Raw genomic sequence first — 22,437 nt, 5'->3', positions numbered from 1 at the left:
ACAGGATGATTATTAATGCCTAATCTCGTCTTTTCAAGTAATAAGCCAATCAGTGAGCCACAAAAAGCCACGATTGCAAGTCGACTAATGCAATACACCGCGGAGTTTCTCAAAAAAGACCCGCAAGTAACTAACGTCATTATGTCTGATGCTCCTAGCACTTGGTTCAGTGCAGGAAACGCCATGATAGATACACAGATGATTACGTTAACTATCTACGTAACAGCAGGAACTAATACACCTGAAGAAAAAACGCTTTGGCTAGAGCACGTCTGGGGATACCTCAAAGACGAGCTTCAGATTCCAGAAAATAACCCAAACTACATCGTCATCCAAGACGTTGCCGGTGATAGCTGGGGATATAACGGCGAAACGCAACTACAACGTAAATTGAATAAAGAGGAGAACCCTGATGGAGTTTAAAGTTCCACCAGAATCAAGAGATCGCATTTTGAAGCTTGGCTTCGATACTGACATGGAAATTCCAGCAGATTTGGAATGGGCCCCTTATATGCCTGGTTTCCGTGAAGGCGTTGAAATTTCAGTTATCTTCGACCAAACACAAGAAGATCCGAATGGTGCTGACATGGCTTTCTTACGATATGAGCCAGGCTCATATACACCTGGACACGTTCATATGGGCTTTGAAACGGTACTTGTACTTCAAGGTGACTACATCGAGAACGGCCAAACATTCACACCAGGTCATTTGGTTGTTCGTGCGCCAGGCACCTGCCACAGCATGTCATCTAAGAATGGCTGTGTGATTTTGGCATCACGCTACGTACCAGTAAAACAGTTACAGGAGTAAAACCTATGCAAATTGTAGCCGCTTCAGAAATTGCAGAAATGATATTTGATAACGCAACAGTCATTCCTGGAGGATTCGGATGTTGTGGGCATCCAGACCTTTATACTGAGGCGCTGCAAGCAAGGTTTGAAAGTACAGGACACCCAAAGTCACTTAATTTGCTATTTGCCTCTGGCGCAGGCGATAAAGCCGGAAAAGGCTTAGATCGACTCGCTGCCAAAGGCATGGTTAAACAGGCAATTGGAGGCTTTTGGGGTTTCTGTCCTGAACTTTCCAAAGCAGCAAGAGAAGGACAACTTGAAGGACATAACTGGCCAATGGGTACGGTCAGTCATTTGTTCAGAGAAATCGCTTCTGGATCACCGGGTGTGCTAACCAAAGTTGGACTTAGCTCATTTGTTGACCCTGATGTTGATGGTGGATGTTTAACACAAGGCGCGAAACCAATTGTGCAAAAAACCACTTTTATGGGTGAAGAATATATGTTCTATCCTAGCCAAAAAGTGGATTTCACAATTCTGCGAGGAACCTATAGCGATGCGAAAGGCAACATCTCAATGGAAGATGAAGATGCCTATCATGACGCAATGATCCAAGCGATGGCGGCAAAGCGCTATGGCGGTAAAGTAGCCGTTCAGGTGAAAAAGCTTGTGGATAAAATCCCCCCTAATCAAGTTCAAATACCAGCAGTTATGGTTGACTACGTAACGGTCTGTGATGATGAAGCAAATCATCCTTCATCATACGGAATTTTAGAGTCTGCCAACAAAGAAACGGATAACACTATCCCACTAGAAAAAAGATTGGTTCTTAATCGTGCCATCAAAGAAATGCCAGAAGGCAAAAACTGTATCAACTTAGGTATCGGTATTCCGGCTTTGATTGGTGAACAATTAAACAACGATTTTGGCGAAAATTCATTAACAGTTGAATCCGGATTATTCAATGGCACACCGCTATATGAATTGTCATTCGGAGCTTCAGATAACCCTGACGCTGTTATTGATCAAGCCGACCTTTTTACTTTCTACGATGGTGGTGGCATTGATGTGGCATTCCTCGGATTTGGGGAAATAGATGCCCACGGAAGATTGAACTCCAGCATGTTTGGTAAAAAACAAACCGGCGCAGGCGGTTTCATCAATATTGCGCAATCAGCTAAGAAGATTGTGCTTTGCGGCACGATGACAACAGCAGGTTTGAAATTACAAGAAAACAACGGTGAATTACAGATAATCAATGAAGGCAAAGTTAAAAAATTCGTCAGTGAGGTACAGCAAATAACGGTCGACACCAGTCACTCGTTGTTCGCTAATAAAGAGATCCTTGTTATAACGGAAAGAGCCGTTTTTAACCTATCCAGAGATGGATTAGAACTGATTGAAATTGCACCTGGGGTTTCAATAGCTGAGGTCACAGCACAAATTGACTACCCGATTTCAATATCTCCTTCATTAAAAAAAATTAACTTAGTATAGGTTTCAAAATGGGCAAAAAAATCGCAATAGTTGGTGGTGGTGCATCATGCATCGCATTTATCGAATCATTTATTAATGAGTGCAACAAGGAATCCACAGATAATCTTCATTTTATGGTTTTTGAAAAATTACCTGAGATTGGTCCTGGTAACGCTTATCAATCAGATGCCAAGTCTAACCTTTTAAACACAAAAGCAGGTTACATCACTGCATTAAAGGATCGCCCAGGCGACTTCTTCAAGTGGTTGGATGAAAATCAACAAAAATGGAAACCAGAGTATCCGGGCTTAGAAATCCACGAAGATACTTACGCTCCTCGCCCGCTGTTCGGCATGTATATGCAGGACACATTTAATGCTGTTGTTAATAAAGCCCGAGAAGCTGATATTAAAGTTGATGTTATTCAAGACGAAGTCGTTAACCTAAAAGAAAACTACGAAGCAGAAACCGTGATTGTTTCCACGATTTCTGGCGCTGATTATGAAGTTGATAAATCTGTTATCGCCTGCGGTACTTCACTACTCAGCCCGGATGCATTAATTAATCACAAACAAATTTATCATTCACCTTATCCTGTGGATAATATCACTAACAATATTCCAAAAGATGCAGATATAGCGGTTATCGGCGCACGTTTAAGTGCAATCGATGCAGTTATCGGCATGATTGAGAATGGGCATAAAGGTAAGATAACACTTTATTCTCGAAGTGGTTTATTCCCTAGCGTCCGAGGTGTACAAGGTCGTTATAAAAACCAGTATTTAGCTCTGGATTTCATTAATCGAAATTATCCTGACATTAACATCACGGATCTTTCTGACTTATTCTTTAAAGAAATGGAGCGCTATCGTGCTCAGAACCCAGACAACATGGAAGAGGAATTAGTATTCCCACCACCACCAATCACAGATTTTGAGAAATTCTTAAGCTATGAAATTGACATGGCACAGCATAAGCGTGGATGGCAAGCCGTCCTTTATGACACAAATTCTCTACTTGCTGATGTTTGGGGCATGCTGCCAGATGGCGAAAAAGATTGGTTTATGAACGAAATGCTTGCATCTGCTATGTCAATGCGTATTTCAATTCCAATCGAGAATGCTATAAAAATGCGTGAGTATGTGCGTTCTGGTCAATTGCAGTTTGTTACAGGTAACAGCGAAATCGCGAAAGAAGGCGATCAGCTATTTATCACAACTGATGATGGCCAACGCGTTGAAACAGGCGCCGTTATTTATGCTACGGGTAGCCCTAGAGATGCCAACATGTGTGACTCCCAATTGCTTCGTAATCTATTACAAGATGGCTTAGTAAGACAACATCCATTCGGCGGCATTGATGTTTGTGAGCAATATCACAATATTGTTGATAACAGCGGTAACTTCAGCAACACCATTTATGCTGTAGGCGAAATCACTAACGGTAAATTCCTATTTACCAGTGCTATGGATATTATCGTTCGCCACGCACACAAATGCGCCACAGTTTTACACAAGCACATCACACATGGGATAAAACGCGATTTAGTTGCATAACCACAATCTTCGTTTCCCCGCATAGGTCACAGGTTGAGTCCAGCTATACCAATCTGTGGCCTATTACTTTCCTTAGATATAAATAGCATTCAGCGTTATCATGGGCGAATTCCCAAATAACATCTAAACACTATGCTAAATATCGAGATCATTGTTGGCTCTATGTTAGGCGCAACCGAATACGTTGCTGATGAACTCAAAGCTAAGCTTGAACAACATAATCACCAAGTACATATTCATTTAAACCCAAAACTGGAAGATATGTCATTTGATAAATTATGGATTGTCTGTTCGTCCACCCATGGTGCCGGAGATCTACCTGATAATATTGAACCTTTTGCAGAACAACTGAAAAATACCAATTTATCAGACGTTAAATTTGCCATTGTCGGTTTAGGTGATACCAGCTACGACACTTTCTGTGAAGGTTCGAAACAGCTGCTTTCCTTATTACAGAAACAAAATGCAAAATTGGTTCATACTCCTTTGTACATCGATGTATTGGAACACCCATTGCCAGAAGAAGCCGCAGTGGAATGGCTCGAACAATGGCTAGTAGAGAAACCAGAGCTCATCTAAATTAATGAATCATTCAGAATTACAAGCATTAACCGGCAATATCAGTAATGATGCAAGAGTGCTTTATTGCTTAGCGATTAGACCGAGCGCCAATGAAATAACAGGTATCACCAAAGAATTAAATTACAAACACTTCTCAGCTTTACTCAATAGTAAAGAAACAAAATATACTCGAGGCCGCCAATTAAATAACTTAATTATTGAGTTACTCCAACAAGGGTTAGTGAGTTTTATTGAAGAAGTGCCACAAGATAAATCTTTTAATAAGCAAAAATTGCTTTTACCCCTACTTGTTTTAGCGGACGATGACTATCAAAATTTACATCAATCCAAACAGTCGATGAACGTAAATTGGGTACCGAATGACACGTTGTATCAAGATCTAGCACAATTAGTTGGAATCATTGAAAAGGATTATTATAAAGAAGAACTTGGCGACTTTATTGCCTATTGGATGGGTCGACCAGATGCATTACATACCCCTTTTCAGTGGACTCACAGGTTTGTTCAACATATAAAGAAAAACCGCACCAAACTAGGTTACAAACCAGTTAAACAACTCGCGACTCAAACAGTGAATAAAAAACCTGAATTAGTCGCGGATGACAATACCCGAAAGTTAGTAGAGAAATACAGTGGAAAGCATCAACGATAAAATAAAACGGTTTGCAGAGACTTTAGGCAAAAAGCCAAGAAAAGGAAAGCCTGCGGATTATCAGTCTTTACGCAAAATCTACGACATGCAAGCAAACGAAGACGTGCGCCGCTTGCAAAAAGAAGCAAAAACTAAACGCATAGCATCACTTCATGGTCGCTCTGATCTTAACCCCAAGTGGGTCTTTGATACACTCGACATCGACAGTGAAGATACTAATGAAGCGGTCAGTATCGCTCAAAGCTTTATTGCTGCGCACGACGATCCTAATTGGCGTCAAAGTTCTGCACATATGATGATTTTTTACGGTGATTATGGACGTGGTAAGTCACATATTGCAGGCTCCATCGCGCACGAACTTATCGAAACCTATGAAATAACAGTTTTATATCGCCAGCTCTCTAGTCTATTAGAAATGCGCCAATCTTCTTTCGACTTTAGCGCACAAGACAACGCAGGTGAGAAGTTTCGCCAAATAAATCACGACCTATTAGAAGTGGATTTATTAATATTGGATGAAGTGTGCGTTAATGAAAGTATATTGAAAAAGCACTCACAAAGCTGGCTTGGAAACCTTTTACGTCAGCGCTTAGTTAACAAGAAAAACTGCATATTAATCACCAATCATAACTTAGCAGATCTTGAAATTGCTTTAGGGCAATACTGTTTCGAATCAATCAAAGAATACGACACTTACAAAGTACATTTTCAAGGCCCAAGCCGTCGTAAGCCGATTGAAGACGAATACCCAACAGACAGCACTTACAAACCTAAATATGTGCCGAATCAAATAAAATAGCCCTTTCAGAGATATTTCAAACACAAAAAAGCCCGCACTACCTTAAATAATGCGGGCTTCTTTCAAATAAAATTAAACTCGTTATCTACTTTTCTTTCTCACGCTCGGTATAAAAACCGTCAGCTTCGCCAATAAACTTATCTTTTTCTTTAACCCAATGACCTTGAACGCTCTTACTATAGTTAAGATAAAGCTTGCCGTTATAAATCTCGAAAACTTCAGGATCAACGCCTACTAATTTATCATCAGACATCGCATAGGCACAGTGACCACCGTACTCTGGCAGATATTTAATTGGGTCGGCTTTAAATAATTCCATATTTTCTTCAGAAGAAAAGCGCCATTTCGCACCACGCCACTCATAAGTAAACGCCTTTTTACCCTCAACCGCCTTATTTTCCTTCCAATAAGCTACAGTGTCATAACCATCAATGGCTAAACCACCGAAAAAAGTCGTGTTAATTGGGCCTTCCGCCAACACAGCACTAGTCCAAAATGCAACGAGCACTAACAATTTAGCTAAATATTTCATGTAAAACTCCAATGATTGACTGAATTACTAAACCGTTTTGAAGCCAATGAAATTTCATTACCATTCATTTTTCCCTGTGTAAAACATTTTTAATCACATTAAAACAGATTGATCTCGCCTTAAAAAACGATCATTTAATGATCAAACATTGATCGAACACTGTTTAAACATTGATCGTAGAATGATCAATCAATGATCACTTTTTTCTGGAGATCAGTAAATACGGGGATCTCAAGGTGATCAAAACTTATCCACCTCGATCCACTGTGATCAATATTCACACTCTGATCGCACGTGTTGAAAGGGCCAGCGCGATCAACTTTTGATCATATTCATCGCTTATCCACAATTTGATCAAAGTTTTGATCTGTCTGTGGATAGATCACTGGAAAACATCTGGTAAAACTTTGATCTACTGGTGATCAAAAAATGATCTTTTTTGACCAGTGGATATTTCCACGGTTTACTCCCAGCTTTTAAGCTGGTTGATCAATCTTTGATCACATTTTATGATCTTGCTAAAATTTTGATCAATAAAGACTTTTTTGAGTTAACCACAGAAAGGGCCTTGCCTAATAATAGAAATAATAATCTAAAGAAGATCAAAGAGATCTTTTTTTGTTCAGCTTTTGATCAAACATTGATCATCAAAGCCAGTTAATAAAAAATCCAAAAAATTTATTCATTTCCCTTCTGTTGATTTCCATTTAAAATACCAGCCTCTTTTTTAACCAGTGTTTGACGAGATACTTTATGTTCTATGCACAACAATATGATGTCATCGTTGTTGGCGGAGGCCACGCAGGGACCGAAGCTGCCCTAGCAGCCGCACGCATGGGAGCGAGCACCTTACTTCTTACCCACAATATCGAAACATTAGGACAGATGTCCTGTAATCCTGCTATCGGGGGGATCGGAAAAGGTCACTTAGTAAAAGAAATTGATGCATTAGGTGGCGCAATGGCCACAGCTATAGACAAAGCTGGTATTCAATTTCGCACACTAAATTCAAGTAAAGGTCCTGCTGTTAGAGCTACTCGCGCACAAGCGGACAGATCATTATATCGTTCAGCTATTCGTCAAATTATTGAGAATCAACCTAATCTCACTTTATTTCAGCAATCTTGTGATGATCTAATTGTTGAGCAAGACAGAGTAACCGGTGTTGTTACTCAAATGGGTTTAAAATTTAAAGCAAAAACCGTTGTTCTAACAGTCGGCACCTTCTTGGGCGGTACGATTCATATTGGTTTAGAAAATTTCAAAGGTGGTCGAGCAGGTGATCCACCTTCTATCGCACTTGCTGATCGTTTAAGAGAGCTGCCTTTTAGAGTTGATCGTTTAAAAACAGGCACGCCTGCTCGGCTTGATATTCGTACGTTAGATTTCTCTGTTATGCAGGAACAAGCAGGTGATAATCCCACACCTGTATTTTCTTTCCTTGGTGATCGCTCTCAACATCCAAAGCAAATTCCTTGCTATATCACACATACCAACGAAAAAACCCATGAAATTATTCGCAGCGGTCTTGATCGATCACCAATGTATACCGGTGTAATTGAAGGAATTGGACCACGTTATTGCCCCTCAATCGAAGATAAAATCATGCGTTTTGCTGATAAAGATACGCATCAAATCTTTGTAGAGCCTGAGGGCTTAACTAGTTGCGAAGTCTACCCTAATGGTATTTCAACGAGTTTGCCTTTTGATGTACAAATCAATCTTATTCATTCGATAAAAGGATTCGAACAGGCTCACATCATCAGACCCGGTTATGCCATTGAATATGATTTCTTTGATCCCCGAGATTTAAAACAAACGCTGGAAACGAAATTCATCCAAGGTTTATTCTTTGCTGGGCAAATCAACGGTACAACAGGTTATGAAGAGGCAGGTGCTCAAGGATTAATAGCGGGTGCAAACGCTGCACTACAAGCTTTTGGAAAAGACCCTTTCTCGTTGCGTCGTGATGAAGCATATATGGGAGTATTAGTGGATGATCTATCCACGCTTGGCACAAAAGAACCTTATCGAATGTTTACCAGTCGAGCAGAATACCGATTACTGTTAAGAGAAGATAACGCCGATATTCGTTTGACTGCGAAAGGCCGAGAGATTGGGTTAGTTGATGATCACCGTTGGCAAAAATTCAATGAGAAAATGAATGCGATTGAGCTTGAATCTCAGCGTTTACGCGAACACTGGGTGCATCCGGGACATGAATCAGCCGCAGACATCAACACATTGTTGAAAAATCCAATTTCCAAAGAGCATCGACTCGAAGAAATTATTCGTCGTCCAGAGATGACGTATGAAAAATTAATGAGCATTGATGCTTTCGGACCGGGATTAGTTAAGGAGCATCCTCAAGCTGCGGAACAAGTAGAAATTCAAATCAAATACGCAGGTTATATTGAGCGGCAAAAGGAAGATATTGCGAAAACGCAACGTAATGAGAATATGCTGTTGCCTATCGATTTCGACTACAGTGTTATTTCGGGTTTATCAAACGAAGTAGTTGCTAAATTGAAAGAAGCGAATCCAGAAACATTGGGTAAAGCTTCACGTATTTCTGGTATCACGCCTGCCGCAATTTCATTGCTCTTAGTGTATTTGAAAAAACAAGGTTTATTGAGAAAGTCTGCCTAATGCAATTTCCAACAGAACAAATACAAAGCAAATTAGCCGCTGCGTGTAAGCAATTATCGTTTGATGTGTCCGAAGAAAAACAACAATTGCTTATTAAATATCTGGAAATGGTTCATAAGTGGAATAAAGCCTATAACTTAACGTCAGTACGAGATCCATTGGAAATGGTGACGGTACATCTTGTTGATTCAATAGCTGTGTCACCATTACTTGAAGGTAAACGTTTTATTGACGTTGGAACTGGAGCGGGATTACCCGGTGTTCCGCTAGCTATCATGAATCCTGATGCCCATTTCGTATTGCTAGATAGTCTAGGGAAACGTATTCGATTCTTAAAACAAGTTGCTTTTGAATTAAAACTTGCCAATATAGAGCCAATTCAATCGCGTGTGGAAGAACATGTTCTAGAAGAACCTTTTGATGCTGTTATAACGCGCGCATATGCTTCTTTAGAGCAAATGATAAGCAGTTGTCAGCATTTAATTTCTTCAGATGGACAATTCCTAGCATTGAAAGGGGTTTATCCTGAGCAAGAGCTAGAAGCAATTGTGGAACCATTCGCTGTTGCTGAATCAGTTCCGTTATCTGTGCCGGGACTAGATGCCCAGCGACATGTAATTCGAATTAAGAAACACTAATTTTTGGAAGGCTTACATTGGGCAAGGTAATCGCGATCGCAAATCAAAAGGGGGGAGTGGGGAAAACGACCACTGCCGTCAACGTTGCGGCATCGATGGCTGCGACAAAACGCAAAGTTCTGTTAATCGATCTTGATCCTCAAGGCAATGCCACGATGGGAAGTGGCATCGACAAATACGAAGCAGACGCAACGGCTTATGAATTGTTAATTGAAGAAAAGCCCGTCCAAGAAGTGATTGTCAATTCACCCACTGCTAAATATGATTTGGTTGCTGCCAACGGGGATGTTACGGCGGCAGAAATTAAATTAATGCAAGTTTTTGCTCGTGAACTGCGCTTAAGAAATGCATTGCAGCCCGTTCGCGACCATTACGATTATATTTTTATTGATTGTCCACCTTCCTTGAGTCAGTTGACGGTTAATGCGTTAGCTGCTGCGGATTCCGTAATTGTTCCTATGCAGTGCGAATATTTTGCCTTGGAGGGATTAACAGCATTGCTTGATACAATCGAAAAGCTTGCCTCTGTTGTAAATCCATCTTTACGTGTTGAAGGTGTACTTCGCACTATGTACGACCCAAGAAACCGTTTAGCCAATGATGTATCTGAGCAACTTAAACGTCACTTTGGTGATCAAGTGTATCGAACGGTCATTCCCAGAAATGTTCGACTAGCAGAGGCTCCAAGCTTTGGCACGCCTGCCATGTACTATGAAAAGTCATCTACCGGTGCCAAGGCGTATCTAGCTTTAGCAGGTGAAATACTTCGCCGTGAGAAAGCTAACCAAACAGCATAATTAATTAGAATAAGAGACAAATAGAGAGTAAGCATGTCGGCGAAAAAACGAGGTTTAGGAAGAGGTTTAGATGCATTGTTGGCAACCAGTCAACGGGATCCTGCATCTACGGATGCTTCTGAAACTGCGGCTCCGAAGGGAGAATTGCAAAAGTTACCCATCGAATTTTTGCAACCTGGAAAATATCAGCCTCGTAAAGACATGGTTTCAGAAGCATTAGAGGAACTTGCCGCATCCATTCGCTCACAAGGTATTATTCAACCTATCGTGGTGCGTCAAATCGCGACTGAAAAATACGAAATTATCGCAGGGGAACGTCGTTGGAGAGCCAGTCAATTGGCAGGGCTAGATGAAATTCCTTGTTTGATAAAAGAAGTGCCGGATGAAGCTGCCGTAGCTATTGCGTTGATCGAAAATATTCAGCGTGAAGATTTAAATGCTATGGAAGAAGCGCAAGCCCTCCATCGGTTAATGAATGAATTTGAATTAACCCACCAAGAACTTGCGGAAGCCGTAGGGAAATCAAGAACCGCTGTGACTAACTTGCTGCGTTTAAACAACTTAAATGATGATGTTAAGTTGATGCTTGAGCGTGGTGACATTGAAATGGGTCATGCTAGAGCGTTGTTATCTCTTGAAGGAGAAAAGCAAAGCGATGCCGCAAAAATTGTTGCCCAAAAAGGTATGACGGTTCGCGATGCTGAAAACATGGTTCGGAAGTTACTTCAACCCCCGCCGAAAAAAGAAAAGCCAAGTATCGATCCCGATGTTAAAAAATTAGAAGGATCATTATCAGAAAACTTAGGTGCTCCTGTCTCTATCAGCCACAATGCCAAAGGTAAGGGCAAGCTGGTGATCAATTTCGCTGACTTAGATCAACTCGACGGAATATTGGAAAAAATTCAACGCGAAAGATAAATTTTTTATCAATCTCCATTTCCTACAACTTAAATACTGATTATTGAAATCGGAAATACGCTTTTTTGTTGAAAAGCGACTATAAAACAGTATACTTTTCGCGCCTTGAGTCTCGTTTGGATTAGAGTGGGGAATTTGGTGCCATCAAAATTGGCTATGCCGGGAATTAAATTTGCCAAAAAAGTGCTGGCATTGCAATCTTTGATTGTTATTTTTTGCACCGTAGTAGCATTATTTTTTGGAGTAACCTCCGCGTTATCTGCGCTACTCGGTGGATTGGCGGCTGTTTTGCCTAATATCGTGTTTGCAGTCCTCGCCTTTCGCTTTGTTGGCGCTAGTAAAAATCAACTCGTCTACAACAGCTTTAAAACCGGATCCAAACTTAAACTCATATTAACGATAGTGATATTTTTATTGATATATCGCTGGCCTGATGTGCAGGCTGGTCCGTTATTTATAACTTTCGTTATTGCGTTGCTTGGTCATTATGTAGTCGGTGCTAAAAACCACTACTCTGTGTAAGACTTGTTCACCATGACAAGCAACAGTTGGACGTAAAGCTCGTTTCGAATAAAGAATTCTAAAATACACAACTTGGGTAAATAAATGGCTTCTGAACTATCAAGCACTGATTATATCCTGCATCACTTGACTAATGCTGCCATGTGTACGACCGAAAATGGTATTGCCTTTAACAAGGCTTGTGCCGACGCCGGTTTTTGGACATGGCATATTGACACATTGGCATGGTCTATAGCGCTAGGATTATTATTCCTTTCTATCTTCCGCTCAGCCGCAAAAAAGGCTGATACAGGTGTTCCTGGCAAATTCCAATGCTTTATCGAAATGGTTATTGAATTTGTTGATGGCACGGTTAAAAGCACATTCCACGGCAAAAGCCCGGTTGTTGCACCTTTAGCCTTAACGATTTTCGTTTGGGTATTGCTCATGAATGTCATGGACATTATCCCTATTGATTGGCTTCCGTGGTTAGCGGGCCAAGTTGGTTATCACGGCTTCGGCGTTGATCCTCATCACGTCTATATGAAAGTCGTACCAACAACCGACTTAAATTTAACGTTTGCACTGTCTCTTGGTGTGTTTGCGTTAATGATTTACTACTCATTTAAAATCAAAGGTTTTGGCTTCGTTAAAGAGCTTTCAATGAATCCGTTTAACCATTGGTTATTTATTCCAGTAAACCTTGTGCTTGAATTAGTGACATTGTTCGCAAAACCACTATCTTTAGCATTGCGTTTATTCGGTAACCTTTATGCAGCTGAGCTTATTTTCATTTTGATTGCAATGATTGGTGTATTCCAATTGCCATTGCATTTTATTTGGGCGGCGTTCCATATTTTGGTTATTCCGTTGCAAGCATTCATTTTCATGATGCTAACCATTGTTTACTTAAGCATGGCGCACGAAAAACATTAATTTTTTGTCACGATTTCAATCGTATTGCGCTTTGCAGTACCTGAGAATTTTAAACTTTTAACTTTAACTTTAACTTTTAACTATAAGGTGAAATCAAGTGGGTGAATTATATATTGCCGTTGGTATTTTGATTGGTTTATGTGCTTTGGGTCCGGCTATCGGCTTCGGTATCCTAGGTGGTAAGTTCCTAGAAGCTTCTGCTCGTCAACCAGAATTGGCTCCACAACTTCAAACTCGTATGTTCATCGTTGCTGGTCTTATCGACGCAATCGCGATGATCGGTGTTGCTATCGCGCTATACATGTTGTTCGTTCTAGGTGCTAACTAATTTTAGACTGAACTATTTAGTGTAACGAACAGAGGAGATGGCATTGTGAATATCAACGCTACTCTAATTGGACAAACGATTGCTTTTGCGGTTTTTGTACTTTTTTGTATGAAGTATGTTTGGCCGCCATTGTTAGCTGCAATCGAAGCTCGTCAGAAAGCGATTGCCGATGGCTTAGCTGCATCTGAACGTGCTGAGAAAGATTTACAACTAGCGCAAGAAAGTGCCTCTTTAAAACTTAAAGAAGCTAAAGCTGAAGCAGCAGATATTATTGAGCAAGCTAAAAAGCGCGCTTTGCAAATCGTTGATGAAGAAACTCAACGAGGTCATGAAGAACGTGAAAAGATTGTTGCCCAAGGTCATGCTGAAATTGAAGCTGAACGTAATCGTGCAAAAGAAGATCTTCGTAAGCAAGTTTCTGCATTGGCAATTGCTGGCGCCGAAAAAATTCTTGAGCGTGAAATCGATGCTGCTGCACAAAGCGATATCGTTGACAAACTCGTCACTGAACTATAAGGGAAAGAGCTATGTCTGAATTGACAACCGTTGCTCGCCCTTATGCTAAAGCTGCATTTGACTATGCACTTGAAAACAGTGCCGTAGAAAAATGGCAAGAAATGCTGTTTTTCTCTGCTGAGGTTGCAAAAAACGAGGCCGTTGGCGAATTGTTATCCGGTTCGCTAGCCGCGACGAAACTCGCGGATTTGTTCATTAATATCTGTGGAGAGCAGGTTGATGACAAAATACAAAACTTTATCAAAGTTTTAGCCGAAAATGGTCGTTTAGCAGCTTTGCCAGCAATTTTGGCATTGTTTAACGAGTTAAAAGCGACGTATGACAAAGAAGTTGATGTGGACGTAACGTCTGCCGCGGAATTGTCTGCTAAGCAGCAAGAAGAACTTGGCGCTTCTCTTGAAAAGCGTCTTGCACGAAAAGTTAAGCTGCATTGTAACGTTGATCCCTCATTGGTAGCAGGTCTAGTCATTAAGGCTGGCGACACTGTTATCGATGGCTCGGTCAAGAGTAAATTGGGCCGTCTATCAGACGCGTTACAAGCATAACGGGGAAAAGAGCATGCAACTGAATTCCACTGAAATTGCCGAACTGATCAAAAAACGAATTGAACAGTTCGAAGTAGTAAGTGAAGCTCGCAACGAAGGTACTATTGTTAGTGTAACTGACGGTATTATCCGTGTTCACGGTCTTGCAGACGTAATGCAAGGTGAGATGATTGAGCTTCCAGGCAATCGCTACGCTATTGCTTTGAACTTGGAACGTGACTCCGTTGGTGCGGTAGTTATGGGTCCTTACGCTGACTTAAAAGAAGGCGTAAAAGTTAAATCTACTGGTCGTATCTTAGAAGTACCAGTTGGTCGTGGTTTATTAGGGCGTGTTGTTAACACCCTGGGTGAGCCAATCGATGGTAAAGGCGCTATCGAGTCTGACGGTTTTGAACCGGTAGAAAAGATCGCACCTGGCGTAATCGAGCGCAAGTCGGTCGATCAACCTGTACAAACAGGTTATAAGTCTGTTGACTCAATGATTCCAATTGGTCGTGGTCAGCGTGAGTTGGTTATCGGTGACCGCCAAACGGGTAAAACTGCGTTGGCCATCGATGCTATCATCAACCAAAAAGGGACAGGCATTAAGTGTGTGTATGTTGCTATCGGTCAGAAAGCTTCTACTATCGCAAACGTTGTGCGTAAGTTAGAAGAGCACGGTGCAATGGATCACACTATCGTGGTTGCTGCATCAGCTTCTGAATCGGCTGCACTGCAATACCTGTCGGCCTACTCTGGTTGTACTATGGGTGAATACTTCCGTGACCGTGGTGAAGACGCGTTAATCGTATACGATGATTTGTCTAAGCAAGCTGTTGCTTACCGTCAAATTTCATTGTTGCTACGTCGTCCTCCTGGTCGTGAAGCTTATCCTGGTGACGTTTTCTACTTGCACTCTCGCTTATTAGAGCGCGCTGCACGTGTTAACCCTGACTACGTAGAAAAGTACACTAACGGTGAAGTAAAAGGTAAAACTGGATCTTTAACCGCGTTGCCTATCATTGAGACTCAAGCAGGTGACGTTTCTGCATTCGTACCAACAAACGTAATCTCCATCACAGATGGTCAGATCTTCCTTGAAACTAACTTGTTTAACTCGGGTATTCGCCCAGCGGTTAACGCAGGTATTTCAGTTTCTCGTGTTGGTGGTGCAGCACAAACTAAGATTATCAAGAAACTGGGCGGTGGTATTCGTCTAGCCTTGGCTCAATATCGTGAATTGGCGGCATTCTCTCAGTTTGCTTCTGATTTGGATGATGCGACTCGTGCACAGTTAGAGCATGGTGAGCGTGTTACCGAGCTAATGAAACAGAAGCAATATGCACCTTTATCTATCGCGGATATGGCTGTGTCACTATTTGCAGCGGAAAAAGGCTTCTTGAAGGATATTGAGTTAAACAAAGTTTTAGACTTTGAATCAGCTCTACATTCTTACATGAATGCTGATTTTGCTGACTTAATGGCTCAAATCAACGACGGCGGTAATTATAACGGCGAAATCGAGAGTGCATTGCAAGCGGCGTTGGAAAAATTCAAATCAACGCAAACTTGGTAATGGCATTCGCCTCTTTATGAAAAGGGGCGATTAAGCTGTAAACGCTGGAGAAGAGTATGGCTAATGGCAAAGAGATAAAAGGCAAAATTGGCAGTATTAAAAATACGCAAAAAATCACCAGTGCTATGGAGATGGTTGCGGCTTCTAAAATGAAGCGTGCACAAGAGCGTATGTCTGCTAGCCGACCGTATGCAACGAATATGCGTAAGGTAATTAGTCACCTAGCTCATGCAACACACGAATATAAACATCCTTTCCTACAAGAAAGAGAAGTAAAGCGTGTGGGTTTCATTCTTATTGCAACAGACCGAGGTCTTTGTGGTGGTTTGAATACCAATGAGTTTAAGGAATTGGCTAAATCTATCCAAGCATGGCAGAAAAAAGGTGTAGAGCTCGACTTTGCAGCCTTGGGCGCTAAAGCAGTTGGTTTTTTCAACCGCTTTGGTGGCAACATGGTTGCAGCCGAATCTGGCCTTGGTGATACGCCGGCATTAAACGATATTATTGGTGTTGTTCGAGTGATGCTTAACGCCTTTGAAGAAGGCAAGCTGGATCGCTTGTATGTGGTTTACAACAAGTTTGTCAATACCATGTCACAAGAACCTATAATCGAACAATTATTGCCTTTGCCAAAATCCGAAAGCGATGAATTAACACACCACTGGGATTATATTTACGAACCCGACGCGAAGCCAATTTTGGACGCTTTGCTGGTTCGCTTTATTGAGTCTCAGGTGTATCAGGGCGTGGTAGATAATATCGCCTCTGAACAAGCTGCAAGAATGGTTGCAATGAAAGCTGCGACAGATAACGCAGGTGGCTTAATTGACGAGTTGCAACTGATTTACAACAAAGCCCGTCAGGCAGCAATTACACAAGAAATTAGTGAGATTGTTGGCGGCGCAGCAGCGGTGTAGGCAAAGGTTTAGAAATTAATGAGGACTAATTATGAGTCAAGGTAAGGTCGTCCAAGTTATCGGTGCGGTTGTGGATTTTGAATTTCCACAAGAAGATGTACCGGCAGTATACGACGCTCTTAAAATCACCGAAGGTGATTTAGAGGGTTTGACCCTAGAAGTACAACAGCAGCTTGGTGGCGGTGTTGTAAGGGGTATCGCGCTTGGTACTACAGACGGTCTGCGTCGTGGTACTTTGGCACAAAACACAGGTGAATCTATTAAAGTTCCAGTTGGTAAGGCTACTCTTGGTCGTATCATGGACGTATTAGGTAATCCAATCGACGAAGCGGGTGAAATTGGTGAAGAAGAAAGAATGTCAATTCACCGCGAAGCGCCTAGCTACGAAGACCAATCTAGCTCGGTTGAGCTATTAGAAACGGGTATCAAAGTAATTGACTTGGTTTGCCCATTCGCGAAAGGTGGTAAAGTCGGTCTATTCGGTGGTGCCGGTGTAGGCAAAACCGTAAACATGATGGAGCTTATCCGTAACATCGCTATCGAGCACAGTGGTTACTCTGTATTCGCAGGTGTTGGTGAGCGTACTCGTGAGGGTAACGACTTCTATCACGAAATGAACGACTCTAACGTACTTGATAAAGTATCGTTAGTTTACGGTCAGATGAATGAGCCTCCAGGTAACCGTTTGCGTGTTGCTTTGACAGGTTTGACAATGGCAGAGAAATTCCGTGACGAAGGTCGCGATGTACTTTTCTTTGTTGATAACATCTACCGTTATACATTAGCAGGTACAGAAGTATCAGCACTTCTAGGTCGTATGCCGTCTGCGGTAGGTTATCAGCCTACTCTTGCAGAAGAAATGGGTGTACTTCAGGAGCGTATTGCGTCGACTAAGACAGGTTCAATCACTTCAATCCAAGCGGTATACGTACCTGCGGATGACTTAACTGACCCATCTCCGGCAACAACCTTCGCTCACTTGGATGCAACAGTTGTACTTTCTCGTGACATCGCTTCTTTGGGTATCTACCCAGCGGTTGACCCACTGGATTCTACTTCTCGTCAGCTAGATCCATTAGTCGTTGGTCAAGAGCACTATGACGTAGCGCAAGGCGTTCAAACAACGCTTCAACGTTATAAAGAGCTTAAAGACATCATTGCTATCCTAGGTATGGACGAATTGTCAGAAGAAGATAAGCAAACCGTATCTCGCGCGCGTAAAATTCAACGTTTCTTATCTCAGCCATTCTTCGTTGCAGAAGTATTTACAGGCTCACCTGGTAAGTACGTTTCTTTGAAAGACACGATTGCTGGCTTTAAAGGTATTCTTGCGGGTGACTATGATGATCTGCCTGAACAGGCCTTCTACATGGTTGGTTCTATTGATGAGGCAGTAGAGAAAGCAAAATCTATGTAATATTTTGGGTCGTATTGTCCCGTAACGTAGGGCTCTGCTCTTGTATGACTTATACAGTCCGCGTAGCTTTCTAATTACAAAACAATGCGACCTCGAAACGATATTATATTGAGGAATTGGTTTTCTCCTGATTTTTGAAACAACCTTTGGAGGGTACTATGGCGGCAATGACGGTACACCTAGATGTAGTAAGCGCAGAGCAAGAGATTTTCTCTGGTCGCGTTGAAACTATTCAGGTGACAGGTAGTGAAGGTGAACTTGGGATCCATCCAGGTCACGCTCCTTTAATCACTACGCTTAGGCCCGGTATGGTGCGCTTGGTAAAACAACATGGCCATGAAGAGCTTATCTACATCAATGGTGGTGTGTTGGAAGTCCAACCCGGCACTATAACAGTGTTGGCAGATACAGCGATTAGGGCTGAAGATTTGGATGAGCAAGCGGCTCAAGATGCGAAGAAACGCGCTGAAGAGCATATGGCTAATCCAGGTGCGGACTTCGACTATGCTGAAGCAGCACGTGAATTAGCAGAAGCGATTGCACAGCTAAGGCTTATTCGAAACCTTCGTAAGTAAGACATAAAAGCAAATTAATAAAAAACCCCAGTGTAGGCGACTATACTGGGGTTTTTTGTATTTAGTTAACTAAAAGATTAGTTGTTGATTTTCATGCCGATGTTATCAGTAATGAAGGTTGCAGGTGCAATCGGCATTACTTCTGGATTTGCATCATCCAATAGGTGGAAACTAATTTTATTGTTCCAGATGAACTTTAAGAAGGTCTTGAAAACACCGATTGTCAACAATTCACCCGGGCAACGGCGATAACCAAAGCCAAATGGTGAGAAGCCAGCAGTTTCAATTACAGGGCAAGCTGTACCATCTGACTTTCTGGCGTAATCAGTACCATAGAGATTATTTTCAATGGAGCGGCCATCAGACGTATGTATAGCACTTTTAGTGAATGGGCAGCGTGCTGAGCCAGATACCTGCTTAAAGGCTTCTACATCAATTGAATCGCTCTTAGGTGCAGTACGGAAGCGATCAGGATTAAAGTCGAATGGGTCATCCCAGTGGTGCGCGCTTAATGCTAACGGTTTGTGAGCGTGAGCATTAATTTCATCCACTAATTCACTGTATTTTCCGGTTGCATAATACCGAGAAATACTGCCGCCATTGGGTACGATTTCACGGAAAAACTCAAGTGCTAGGTAGTCTAACGGAGAGAATCCACTGCTATCGGTGGCGTTATAATCGCTACTCATGATGTTTTGATACTGTGTTTTAACGCTCTGCGCTTTATCAGATGTGTTGTCGTCACGTAACAAATTCATCATTTTGTAGATAGTGTGGCCCCATTGACTCAATGCCAAATAGTTATGGAAACACTCAAAGGTAATATCAACGTCGCGGAATGCACCTTCTCCATCGCCTGCGTTTTCCAACCAATGATATACAAAGGTATCTTTAAATTGGTCTGGATTGCTTCGAACTTCCTGTACTCGTGACGAAATCCAGTCGATGAGCTTGGCTCGATTTGCGCGAACGTATTCGTAGCTTGTTTTAAAGCTCAAAGATTGTTCTGGATTATCAAGATTAAGCGGCGTGAAAATCGCCCAGCAATTAATAAAATCTAGGCCAATTTGTTTGGCGTAATCAGGAATGTCTTGAGGTGCAACTTTTAAATGTAAAGACCAATACAAATCTAGGTAGTGGTCACGATAAATATCCATTAATGGGCTGTTGGTGTTTGCAGGTGCAAACATGCACTCAAAAAAGGTTTGCACTTTTGGCTCATAGTTTTGAGCGTAGAGATCTGGAGTTAAGCCAGACACATAAGCCTTTTTCTTGAGATTGTTGGCGCCTCTATCCTCATAATTCTGAAGGAAAACAGTCGTACCATCAGATTCATTCCTTGCCCATTCATCCCATAAAAGCCCTTGCATATATTTAGGTAATGCGTCTTTCTTTTGTAGATCTTTTTCGATCATTGGGAGTGTGAGCGTGAGGTTTTGGCTTCGAAGAAGGTTAAGTGACTCTAGGATAACTTTTTCGGTGTATTCGGGGTTATCAAAAAGTTCAAAAGGTAGGTTAGATTCGAGGTATTGTGCAATTTGAACGGTGTCATCAGCTCTAACGCTTTGTTTCACCTTAGTTGATACTTTAATGACTTCATCTAACTTCTTGTGGTCTAACATAATCCCTATCTCCATAAAGGTTAGTTTAAAAAACAGCGGAAGGTCCAATTAAATCCACTGCGTATTTATTAGACCATAATTCAATTGCTATGTATCTTACTCAGGCGAAATTACGGAGTTAGAAAAAAGGAATAAAAAATACGTTTAGATTTCTTAAATGAGGGGGGATTGATGAAGGATTTGCACTTTTGGGAAAAGGTAAAAGAAGTGATTAATTTACTTTTTGAAACAAAATAACGTAATCGCTTCAGGAGAATTTGAATTTATTAAATCGACCACATACCTGTTCCAAACTAGCAGTCACCCCATAGAGAATTAGGAGCAACCCTTAGCCGCAGAGAAAGCAGCCGTGGGGCCTTTCATGCAAGTGTCCACGGCGCGTTTAGGGGGGACTGACAATTAAACAGCGCTATTTAGAGCTTCTCGTAAAGTTGAGCCATTTCAGATTCAAACTGAGAAAACTTGGTATCTAAGCGCTGTTTGTTTTTAGCTTTATCTTCTTTACTCATAAAAGAGTATTTAATGCTGTTATAAACATAGTCTTTTATTTCTTCATAATTGGGCTTGTAGCGAGTAGCTAACAAAACATACTCATTTGTTAGGTTATTTCTTGAAACGCCTGAGTCATCTGTAGAAATGACCATCGGTACACCATAATCTTCATAAATGAGATAAGGGTGTTCTTCATGGGATACGCCTAAAATAAACTCATTACTGGTCAAGTTTATCTCTACAGCCGCGTTCTCTTTTAAGTCTTGCAATTGAGCTAATGCGTCCTGTTCGTATGGGATATCGATGCCGTGTCCAATTCTATTTGCCCCTGCAATTTCTCGTGCTTGTTTCATATGAAACAATAAGTCCTTTGGACGAACCATGCCTAATGTTAGCTCTCCTGCGTGCAATGCCTTTTTAACATGTGGATATTTTGCTGATAGGTAATTAAACATATACATATGCAAGGTATAGTCACGAAGCGCAACATGATTGTTTTCAGGGGCTACAATGTTGACACCGACAAGTAATTCCGATTTATCAGTGGCTAAAAAACCTGAGTATAACTCTGTGAATACTTGTAATGGATCCTGCACTCTGGCGGTGTAAGTTTGATACCGCATGGTGAAATTTTCATCATCAATGCCTTCATGTAGTGCTCGAACCTCTTCAACAAAGTCATTCACGCCTTGATTAAAGTGAGAAGTTTTAGCGTAAGCTTCCACGATGCTATCAAAAGTGGCATTGGCGTCTTGTTGGTTATCTACCTTTAAAAGTGTGTTAATAAATTGCTGGCGTTCAGAATCCGATAATAAATGCTTGCTCTTGACGCCTGTGCGGCTGTACTGAGTTTCAATGTAGCTAACATTCTCGGCTAACGCTCTAGCTTTAATGATTTTTACGCCGATATTTTGGTTCACGTTAGCCGCGGCACCAAAATAACCAAAAGTGTTGAAAAAGTTTGAGTCTGGTGGGACTTGCTCATGAAAATGGTTGCTGAAGTCTTTGTCTGACCATAGCGTCAGCAGTTTACGGTAAAGGGGATCTTGTTTGAGTAGCTCATCGACAGTCAACGTCTGGCATTTTGGATCTGCTTTTGATGCGTCGGTGATAATTTTGAAGTTACAACTATCAATATGCCAGCCCTTTTCTTTTACCCAATCTAAATAAGTTTCGGCATAGATTGTCCCGCTATAGTGATGATGTAAATCCCCCCCTTTGGGCATCCGTGTAAGGAAGAGATTAAGCTTGGATATTTCTGGTTTTTCATGTTCACTACCGACAATATCTTCAAAAAGCGCTTTGGTTTTACTGAAGTTATCATTTAATGCTGGAGAACGTGCGTTTGTGCTCATATTGGATGCACAACCAGCCATGAGTGAAGAACAGAGTAAAAGAGTGGTTAGCTTTATTTTTATCATTTAATCTCCTAGCAAAAGCGCTTTCATTTATTTGTCTTATTTTTTGCTTTCCATAGCGTGTTTTTCATATTGAGTTTTTTAATTTTATCTAAAGACTATAGATCAAAATCTTATGGTTCGAATACCTATTTACGGCGAAATTGATGTGAGAATCCTATTTTAATTCAATAAGCTAATACAAACTCAAGGAAATTTCGTTTATCGCCCGACTATTTTTATAG

General features: G+C 41.4%; 23 protein-coding genes. 20 read left to right on the top strand and 3 right to left on the bottom strand.

The features are described from left to right. Positions 1-15: 15 nt before the first annotated feature. From HJG39_RS08320 to HJG39_RS08290, 7 genes are all read left to right on the top strand, one after another. Entirely contained in the window at positions 16-423 is a 408-nt protein-coding gene (locus HJG39_RS08320) for a hypothetical protein (RefSeq protein ID WP_268408445.1), read from the top strand. Then, complete coding sequence (locus HJG39_RS08315) at positions 413-811, top strand: cupin domain-containing protein (protein WP_268408443.1); 399 nt, start codon at positions 413-415, stop codon at positions 809-811. Before HJG39_RS08320 ends, HJG39_RS08315 begins: the two co-directional genes overlap by 11 nt. 5 nt (positions 812-816) lie before the next feature. Beyond that, entirely contained in the window at positions 817-2,289 is a 1,473-nt protein-coding gene (locus tag HJG39_RS08310) for a CoA-transferase (RefSeq protein WP_268408442.1), read from the top strand. Between the two features lie 8 nt (positions 2,290-2,297). After that, complete coding sequence (locus HJG39_RS08305; RefSeq protein ID WP_268408440.1) at positions 2,298-3,824, top strand: FAD/NAD(P)-binding protein; 1,527 nt, start codon at positions 2,298-2,300, stop codon at positions 3,822-3,824. 132 nt (positions 3,825-3,956) lie between these two features. Further along, positions 3,957-4,403 (top strand): FMN-binding protein MioC, encoded by a 447-nt coding sequence (gene mioC, locus HJG39_RS08300; protein WP_268408439.1) that lies wholly within the window; start codon positions 3,957-3,959, stop codon positions 4,401-4,403. Positions 4,404-4,407: 4 nt separating this feature from the next. Continuing rightward, positions 4,408-5,058: a DnaT-like ssDNA-binding domain-containing protein gene (locus HJG39_RS08295; RefSeq protein WP_268408438.1), complete on the top strand. Its 651-nt coding sequence runs from the start codon at positions 4,408-4,410 to the stop codon at positions 5,056-5,058. Continuing rightward, entirely contained in the window at positions 5,039-5,857 is an 819-nt protein-coding gene (locus HJG39_RS08290) for an ATP-binding protein (protein ID WP_268408437.1), read from the top strand. Before HJG39_RS08295 ends, HJG39_RS08290 begins: the two co-directional genes overlap by 20 nt. 85 nt (positions 5,858-5,942) lie before the next feature. Here HJG39_RS08290 and HJG39_RS08285 read toward each other — a convergent pair whose 3' ends face one another. Next, positions 5,943-6,389 carry a YHS domain-containing (seleno)protein gene (locus HJG39_RS08285; RefSeq protein ID WP_268408436.1) on the bottom strand — a complete coding sequence of 149 codons (447 nt, stop codon included), beginning with the start codon at positions 6,387-6,389 and terminating at the stop codon, positions 5,943-5,945. 753 nt (positions 6,390-7,142) lie between these two features. Between HJG39_RS08285 and mnmG the strand changes: the two genes are divergently transcribed. The 13 genes from mnmG to HJG39_RS08220 all read left to right on the top strand — a co-directional run bounded on the left by mnmG (position 7,143) and on the right by HJG39_RS08220 (position 18,681). Further along, positions 7,143-9,038, top strand: a complete 1,896-nt coding sequence (gene mnmG, locus HJG39_RS08280; protein ID WP_268408434.1) for a tRNA uridine-5-carboxymethylaminomethyl(34) synthesis enzyme MnmG — start codon at positions 7,143-7,145, stop codon at positions 9,036-9,038. Continuing rightward, a complete protein-coding gene (rsmG, locus tag HJG39_RS08275) occupies positions 9,038-9,676 on the top strand; it encodes a 16S rRNA (guanine(527)-N(7))-methyltransferase RsmG (protein ID WP_268408433.1) in 639 nt (212 codons plus the stop codon). Before mnmG ends, rsmG begins: the two co-directional genes overlap by 1 nt. A 17-nt stretch (positions 9,677-9,693) precedes the next feature. Beyond that, positions 9,694-10,473: a ParA family protein gene (locus HJG39_RS08270; RefSeq protein WP_268408431.1), complete on the top strand. Its 780-nt coding sequence runs from the start codon at positions 9,694-9,696 to the stop codon at positions 10,471-10,473. 33 nt (positions 10,474-10,506) lie between these two features. Beyond that, positions 10,507-11,391, top strand: a complete 885-nt coding sequence (locus HJG39_RS08265) for a ParB/RepB/Spo0J family partition protein (protein ID WP_268408430.1) — start codon at positions 10,507-10,509, stop codon at positions 11,389-11,391. A 138-nt stretch (positions 11,392-11,529) separates the two neighbouring features. Continuing rightward, the gene (locus tag HJG39_RS08260; protein WP_268408429.1) at positions 11,530-11,913 is read left to right on the top strand and encodes an ATP synthase subunit I; all 384 of its coding nucleotides are present in this window, start codon (positions 11,530-11,532) and stop codon (positions 11,911-11,913) included. 84 nt (positions 11,914-11,997) lie between these two features. Next, positions 11,998-12,828 (top strand): F0F1 ATP synthase subunit A, encoded by an 831-nt coding sequence (gene atpB, locus HJG39_RS08255; RefSeq protein WP_268408428.1) that lies wholly within the window; start codon positions 11,998-12,000, stop codon positions 12,826-12,828. A gap of 97 nt (positions 12,829-12,925) precedes the next feature. Beyond that, a complete protein-coding gene (gene atpE / locus HJG39_RS08250; RefSeq protein ID WP_268408427.1) occupies positions 12,926-13,156 on the top strand; it encodes a F0F1 ATP synthase subunit C in 231 nt (76 codons plus the stop codon). A 45-nt stretch (positions 13,157-13,201) separates the two neighbouring features. After that, complete coding sequence (gene atpF / locus HJG39_RS08245; protein WP_268408426.1) at positions 13,202-13,672, top strand: F0F1 ATP synthase subunit B; 471 nt, start codon at positions 13,202-13,204, stop codon at positions 13,670-13,672. Positions 13,673-13,683: 11 nt separating this feature from the next. Then, positions 13,684-14,217, top strand: coding sequence for a F0F1 ATP synthase subunit delta (atpH, locus tag HJG39_RS08240; RefSeq protein ID WP_268408425.1), 534 nt, complete (start codon positions 13,684-13,686; stop codon positions 14,215-14,217). Between the two features lie 13 nt (positions 14,218-14,230). After that, complete coding sequence (gene atpA, locus HJG39_RS08235) at positions 14,231-15,772, top strand: F0F1 ATP synthase subunit alpha (RefSeq protein ID WP_268408423.1); 1,542 nt, start codon at positions 14,231-14,233, stop codon at positions 15,770-15,772. Between the two features lie 56 nt (positions 15,773-15,828). Then, positions 15,829-16,689, top strand: coding sequence for a F0F1 ATP synthase subunit gamma (gene atpG / locus HJG39_RS08230; protein WP_268408422.1), 861 nt, complete (start codon positions 15,829-15,831; stop codon positions 16,687-16,689). A 31-nt stretch (positions 16,690-16,720) separates the two neighbouring features. Then, positions 16,721-18,106, top strand: coding sequence for a F0F1 ATP synthase subunit beta (gene atpD, locus HJG39_RS08225; RefSeq protein WP_268408421.1), 1,386 nt, complete (start codon positions 16,721-16,723; stop codon positions 18,104-18,106). A gap of 158 nt (positions 18,107-18,264) precedes the next feature. After that, a complete protein-coding gene (locus tag HJG39_RS08220; protein ID WP_268408420.1) occupies positions 18,265-18,681 on the top strand; it encodes a F0F1 ATP synthase subunit epsilon in 417 nt (138 codons plus the stop codon). A 77-nt stretch (positions 18,682-18,758) separates the two neighbouring features. Here HJG39_RS08220 and HJG39_RS08215 read toward each other — a convergent pair whose 3' ends face one another. After that, complete coding sequence (locus tag HJG39_RS08215) at positions 18,759-20,303, bottom strand: hypothetical protein (RefSeq protein WP_268408418.1); 1,545 nt, start codon at positions 20,301-20,303, stop codon at positions 18,759-18,761. A 413-nt stretch (positions 20,304-20,716) separates the two neighbouring features. Beyond that, the gene (locus HJG39_RS08210; RefSeq protein WP_268408417.1) at positions 20,717-22,216 is read right to left on the bottom strand and encodes a hypothetical protein; all 1,500 of its coding nucleotides are present in this window, start codon (positions 22,214-22,216) and stop codon (positions 20,717-20,719) included. Positions 22,217-22,437: the final 221 nt, after the last annotated feature.

The sequence above is a fragment of the Alteromonas sp. a30 genome, assembly GCF_026788005.1.
Classification (GTDB): Bacteria; Pseudomonadota; Gammaproteobacteria; order Enterobacterales; family Alteromonadaceae; genus Paraneptunicella.
The sequence above is the reverse complement of the archived record's forward strand: the minus strand, read 5'-3'. Positions and strand labels throughout refer to the sequence as shown.